Source organism: Rubrivivax sp. A210, from assembly GCF_904426505.1.
GTDB lineage: Bacteria > Pseudomonadota > Gammaproteobacteria > Burkholderiales > Burkholderiaceae_C > Rubrivivax.
In genome coordinates this window covers 114113-120811 of sequence record NZ_CAJGBN010000005.1, presented here as the reverse complement: position 1 = coordinate 120811, position 6699 = coordinate 114113, and the positions used below count along the sequence as shown (strand labels likewise).

The window sequence follows — 6699 nt, the reverse complement described above, 5'->3', positions numbered from 1 at the left end:
GTCCAGCCCGACAGGTCGATGGTGTTGGAGGCGTCACCGAGATCGAGGAACAGCGTGTTGCCGGTTCCGGCCAGGCCCAGGTCGGGCAGCGAGGCGCGGTCGAAGTCGGAGCCGGCGGTAATGTCAAGCACGTCCTGCGCGGACAGCACGAGGCTGGCGTTGTGTACGCCGGCGCTGGCCAGGTCCAGCGCCTCGACGCTGCGCACCAGCACTTCCAGCGGGTAGCGCGCACCGGCGGCGTCGATGCCGGTCTGGTCGGTGCCCGCGTTGAGGTCGTAGCGGGTGTTCCACACCAGCGAGTCGAAGCCCGCGCCGCCGTCCAGCAGCGGCCCCGCGGCGCCGCGCAGGTTGTACTGCAAGCCCTGCAACTCGAAGCGGTCGTTGCCGGCGCCGCCATCCAGCGTGAAGGCGCCGTTGCCGAAGATGCCCACGCCCGAAGCGCTGGCCTGCACGCGCAGCGTGTCGTTGCCATCGCCGCCGAAGAGCCCGGCGTCGCTGCCGGAGGAGCCCTCGATGTGGCCGGACTCCAGCAGGTCGTCGCCGGCGTCGCCCTCCAGGCGCAGGGCGCCGCTGAACTGGCCGGCGGCGGTGGAGGCGCGCAAGGTGTCGTTGCCCTCGCCGCCGCGCAGCACGACTTGCTGGGCGGTGTAGGCGTTGCTGCCGTCGAAGACCAGCGTGTCATCGCCGGCGCCGCCGTCCAGCGTGCTGCCGGCGCGTGCGTTGAGCGAGCCGGCCTGCAGGCTCAGCGCATCGGCGCCGTCGCCGCCGCTGGCCGCGACGATGCCGAAGCCAGCGGCCAGCGTGTCGTCGCCGGCGCTCCCGCTCCACTGCCAGTGCGGTAAGCCGCCTTGCAGCAGCAGCAGCGCCTGATCCTGCACGAAGGCCTGCTGCGTGCCGCTGGCGCCCTCCAGCGTCCAGCCCGACAGGTCGATGGTGTTGGAGGCGTCACCGAGATCGAGGAACAGCGTGTTGCCGGTTCCGGCCAGGCCCAGGTCGGGCAGCGAGGCGCGGTCGAAGTCGGAGCCGGCGGTAATGTCAAGCACGTCCTGCGCGGACAGCACGAGGCTGGCGTTGTGTACGCCGGCGCTGGCCAGGTCCAGCGCCTCGACGCTGCGCACCAGCACTTCCAGCGGGTAGCGCGCACCGGCGGCGTCGATGCCGGTCTGGTCGGTGCCCGCGTTGAGGTCGTAGCGGGTGTTCCACACCAGCGAGTCGAAGCCCGCGCCGCCGTCCAGCAGCGGCCCCGCGGCGCCGCGCAGGTTGTACTGCAAGCCCTGCAACTCGAAGCGGTCGTTGCCGGCGCCGCCATCCAGCGTGAAGGCGCCGTTGCCGAAGATGCCCACGCCCGAAGCGCTGGCCTGCACGCGCAGCGTGTCGTTGCCATCGCCGCCGAAGAGCCCGGCGTCGCTGCCGGAGGAGCCCTCGATGTGGCCGGACTCCAGCAGGTCGTCGCCGGCGTCGCCCTCCAGGCGCAGGGCGCCGCTGAACTGGCCGGCGGCGGTGGAGGCGCGCAAGGTGTCGTTGCCCTCGCCGCCGCGCAGCACGACTTGCTGGGCGGTGTAGGCGTTGCTGCCGTCGAAGACCAGCGTGTCATCGCCGGCGCCGCCGTCCAGCGTGCTGCCGGCCCAGGCGCGGTGGTCACCGCCGGCCAGCGTCACCGAGTCGTCGCCCTGATGCAGGGCCGCGTGTACCACGCCGGGGGCCGTGAGCATGAGGACGTCCGCGCCGTCGCTGGCCGCGTAGCTGCGCTCGTAGGCGATGGCCTGGCCGGTGGAGGTGTCCAGCACCGTTGGCGCGTGGGTGCCATTGGCAGAGCGCACTTCGTAGGCGTGGCCGGATTCGACGGCAAAGCTCAGCCGCACCGGGGTGCCGTCGGGGTACTCGACAAGGAAGCAGTCGGCGCGGTAGCGGCCCGGCGCGGCGTCGGTGAAGAGCACCGGGTAGTCGCGCTGCGTCATGTAGCCGCTGCCGCCATCGACGATGCGGGTCAACACCCGCGCGTCGCCTGGGTCTTCGGGGTGCAATTCGGCGAGGCGGCCTTGCTGGTTGCGTTCGCCATTCGGACCGAGCAGCGTGAGGCGCACGGTGTGGGGCGTGAAACCCGGGTCGGCAATGGCCGCGGTTCCTGCGCCCCCGAACACGATGTCGACGCGCCCGTCGCCATTGAGGTCTTCGAGCAGCGGGCCAGCGAGATGGCCCGCGCCGTCGACCGCCGCGCCGTGGTACTCGACGAAGCCTGTGCCGCCCTCGTTGAGGAAGATGCGTGTGGGCGATCCGTCATCGCCGATGCTGCTGCCGTCGCCGCGGCCCGCGATGACCACGTCGTCCCAGCCATCGCCATTGAGGTCGCCGGTGTGGATGCCATAGGCGCGGCTGTAAAGGCGCGCGGGGAAAGCGTCGACACGCTCGAAGCGCTGCTCATCTGGCATGAACTGGTAGAGCTGCGGTCCGAGATCGGGGGCAATGCTCAGGAAGTCGAGGTGGCCGTCGTTGTTCCAGTCGAAAAAGGTCGCGCCTTCCTCGAACTGCACCGGCAGCCCCAGGCTGCGGCCGGCGTCGTAGAACGAAGCGCCTTCGTTGAGGAACAGGTGCGACGCCACATACAGGTCGATGAGGCCGTCGTGGTTGTAGTCCAGCGCCTGCGCACCCTCCGGCATGATGTCGTCGAAGCCGAGGCCAAAGCCCTTGAGCGACAGAGAACCGGCGTCGTTGCTGATGGGCCAGGACTGCGTGGCGTCGACGAACTGCAGGTTGCCCTGGTTGATGAGCAGGCGCGAGCCGGCCACCGCGCCGCCGCCCAGCGCGGCAGGGTCGTCGCGGAAGTAGTAGGGGATGTAGAGGTCGACCCGGCCGTCGTTGTTGAAGTCGGCTGCGACGATGGTTTCGCCATAGCCCTGGATGGCCTGCTGCGAGAACGAGGCGACTTCGGTGAAGTGGCCGCTGCCGTCGTTGCTGAACAGCAGGGCATTGCCGTCCTCGGGCCGCGACGGTGAATAGGTGTTGGCGACGAGGTCGAGGTCGCCATCGTTGTCGAAGTCGGCCAGCCGGTTGTCGCGGTGGACCCGGTCTGTCTGTAGCGCCTCAAGGCCGAAGTCCGCCAGCGCGGGCGTCTGCCAGCTGCCGTCGTTGGCTTGCAGCGAGCCGAGCAGGTCCAGCCGTCCGTCGCCGTCCAGGTCGGCCGCGGCAGGCAGCAGGCACGAGGTGGTGTCGACGCGTGTGAAGCCCAGTGTGACGGGATGCACCAGCAGCTGAAAGCTTTCCAGGGCGCCGTCCGGCGATGCGCGGTTGAACTGCAGCAGCAGGTCGGCCTGCAGGCCTGCGCCGACGTCGAGCGAGGCCTTCGTCAGGTCGATCGAGGCGATGCCGGCGTCCCCCTGAAGCACCTCGAGCGTGAGCGTGTCCAAGGTGCCGATGGCGGGCATGAAGTCGGCCATCGGGATGTGGCCGCCGCGGCTGCCGTCGACGACGAAGCGGGCTTGCGCAGGCGCTGCCGGCTCGAGCAGGCCGGGGTCCACCGCCAGCAGAGCCCCGTCCTGCGCATAGACGTGGTAGCCGATGCCGGCGGAGGCGGTGGAAATGCCGATCTCCTGCCAGCCCTCGAGATCCAGCGTCACCGCGCCGCCACCCCGCTGCAGAAACAGCGTTGAGCCGGTGCCTTCCGCGCCCGCGATACCGAGCTGGCCGCGGTCGAAGTCGCTGCCCGTGGTGATGGCATGCACCGTTGTCGCGTTGAAGGCCAGGGTTTGGGCGCCAGCGTCCGGGTCGAGCACCAGGGTCTCGATGCTTCTGGCATCGATCTCCTGGCGCCAGTTGCCGTCCCCGACCGTGCCCAGGTTGGCCATCTGGTCTGTCCCGGGCACCAATTGGTAGCGCATGTTCCAGACCAGGGTGTCATGGCCCGATCCGCCGTCCACCACCGCCGCGCCCCCTTCGCCGCGCACATTGACCTGGGTTCCGCCCAGCACGATGCGGTCGTCGCCGGCATCACCGAAGATGGCGAAAGGCGAGTTCGCGAAGATGCCGACGCTGAACCCGCCGTCGCGCACCTCGATCACGTCGCTGCCGCTGCCGCCGCGGATCACGCCGCCAGCGTCGCCGGCCCCGTTGCCTTCCATGTGGCCGACCACGATGTGGTCATTGCCATCCCCGCCGTCGATCGATACCGAGCCCGTCAGCCGGTAACCCGCGGCGCCGATGAAGAGCCTGTCGTCGCCGGCGCCGGCATCCACGGCCAGCAGCCCGGCCACGTAGGCGTGCGAGGTGTCGACGATCACGATGTCGTCGCCAAGCCCTGTAGCCAGGGTGCCGCCCTGGTGGAGGGGGCTGTCGCCGTCCAGCAGCCAGCGTCGGCCACTGACGAGGCTGGCACCCAGTGCAGCACTGGCCACCGCGAACTGGCGGTCGGTATCGAAGGCGTCGAAGGTGAGTGTGGTCATGGCGCGGCCCGTAGACGCACGCGCTTGTGACTGCGCTCTTGACCGGCTGCACTCGCGTCGGGTGCCAATCTATCGGATGCGCCCGCGAAGTACCGATGGGAATTGACGCACGAACGGCCCGCAAATGACCGGGAGTGCCGGATTTCTGACGGGCGTCACCCATTGCCGCTCATTGCGGCTCTTTTGCAAACGCCGCGGGATCGAGCGCATTGGTCCCGGCGAGGCCGGAGTCTCAGTCCGGCGACGTTCGCCGGTCGCCGGATTCCGTCATGCCCGGTCAGGCCCCGGGCGAGGGAAACAGGACGGCCCGGTACTGTTCAGTTACCGTCGACCAGCGGTAACGCCGCGCGGCAATCGCGGTCATCGCAGCGGCGTTCGAGGTCAGCTGCGCGGGACCGAGCGCCTGCAACTGGCGCGCCAGGTCGTCGGGGCTGTTCCAGTAGAAGGCTTGGCTGTCGGTGGTGTGGCGGTTGTAGTCGACGTCGTAGGCCAACACCGCCATGCCCGCGGCCATGGCCTCGACCAGCGACGGGTTGGTGCCGCCGGCCGAATGGCCGTGGACATAGGCCCTCGCGCCGCGCCTGAGCGCATCCAGGCGCTGCTCTTCGTAGATCGGGTCCAGCAATTCGATGTTCGGCAGCATGCCGAATTCGGCGCGCAGGGCCTGCGAGTAGGGCGAGATGGCCCAGTTGCCGACCATCACCAGCGGCTGGCCGGGCACGGTGCGGAAGGCCTGGAGGATCTCGCGCACGTTGTTTTCGGGTTCAATGCGGCAGATGCCCAGCGTGTAGCTGCCGCGTGCGAAGCGCAGCGGCACGTCCGAAACATCGACCTGTGAGCGGTGGATATGGTCGCCACCGTAATAGATCAGCGCCGAAGGCCTGCCGTAGCTGTTGCGGACGTGCGCCTCGATGGCTGGGTTGTCGGCCACCACGGCATCGCTGAAGTGCACCGCGAACCATTCGGACGCGCGCAGCACCAGTCGCGCCAGGCGCCCCCACTTGCGGCGCTTCCATTCCAGGCCGTCGATGTTGGTCACGATGCGCGTGCCCGGCGCACGCAGGCGTATCAGCGGCAGCAGCATGCAGCCCGACACGCCCAGCACCAGCACAGCGCGCGAGCGCGGTGCGGCATGCCACAGCGAGACGAAGTCGTAGGGGATGGACTGCCAGCCGTTGGCGTCCCAGCCGAAGTAGCGCAGCGATGCGCCCAGGTAGCTTTCGGGCAGTGGCGGCTGGCGGCCCGCGCGTGTGCAGCACACCAGCAGCCGCAGGTCGTGGTGCAGGCGCTGAGTCAGCTGGTCGGCCAGCGTTTCGAAGCCGCCGTAGCGGCCCGGCACGCCCACCGTGCCCACGATGGCCAGGTCGAAGGGCCGTCCTGGGCCCGCGGCACCAGCCTTTTCGGCGCCCGGCTTCAATGTCCCGGCCCCCATCAGGCCGCCCGCGCCGGCAGCGCGCGGCTGCGCACCAGCACGCCGAAGCTGTAGCCGCCGAGCAGCCAGGTGGCCACGGACGGGCCCAGCACGCGCCCGGTCCAGCGCCGCAGCGCCTGCGTGACGCGGTAGCCCAGGCCGGCCTTGGGGATCTCGAAATCCGCCGAGTAGACGGTCGATAGGATCTCGAAGCCGTTCTTCTCGAGCCAGCACAGAAAGAACTCCTCATTGAAGAAGTGCAGGTGACCGTAGGACAGGTACTGGTGGACCAGCACGCGCCGCCGCAGCGTGTACATCAGGTTCACCTCGATGGGTACGTTGATGTACAGGTGTCGGCCCACGCGCTCGCAGGCCGCCAGCATTTCCAGCATGTCGGGGCAGTGCTCGAGGACGTGGATGAGCGAGACCACGTCGTAAGGCTCGGCCACGACCTTGTCCTGCACCAGCCCCACGGCGAAGCTGACGCCATGCGCCTCCGCGTCCGGATACAACTGCTGCGCGATCTTGACCGCGTTCGGCGACAGGTCGATGCCCTCGAAGCGCCCCTGCCCGCCCTTGATCTGGCTGCCGTGGTTGGCGCTGAGCTTCATCAGCACACCGCCGGAACCACAGCCGACGTCAAGAAACGAGCCCGCGCGCTGCGCCAGCCCCGCCTGGGCCAGGGCCTCGTGGAAGGCGCGGGCGCGGAAGGCCGAGGTCGAGTCTTCCCAGTCGTTGGTGTTGCTCTCGTAGCTCTCGGAGTTGTAGAGGTTGCGGGCGCGCTCGATGTCGATGATGGCCAAGTTCTTCTCCTGTTGGCCCGTCCGGCGGGCCACCCTTTGGGGTTCGAAG

3 protein-coding genes are annotated in these 6699 nt (G+C 69.3%); all 3 read right to left on the bottom strand.

Annotated features, from left to right (window positions below; genetic code table 11):
* Positions 1 to 4436, bottom strand: a 4436-nt coding sequence (locus JMV16_RS06105) for an FG-GAP-like repeat-containing protein (RefSeq protein ID WP_201493296.1), incomplete at its 3' end; no start/stop codon positions are given.
* A 277-nt stretch (positions 4437 to 4713) separates the two neighbouring features.
* Positions 4714 to 5853, bottom strand: coding sequence for a DUF1972 domain-containing protein (locus JMV16_RS06100; protein ID WP_201493295.1), 1140 nt, complete (start codon positions 5851 to 5853; stop codon positions 4714 to 4716).
* 14 nt (positions 5854 to 5867) lie between these two features.
* Entirely contained in the window at positions 5868 to 6650 is a 783-nt protein-coding gene (locus JMV16_RS06095) for a class I SAM-dependent methyltransferase (RefSeq protein ID WP_201493294.1), read from the bottom strand.
* Between the last annotated feature and the right edge of the window lie 49 nt (positions 6651 to 6699).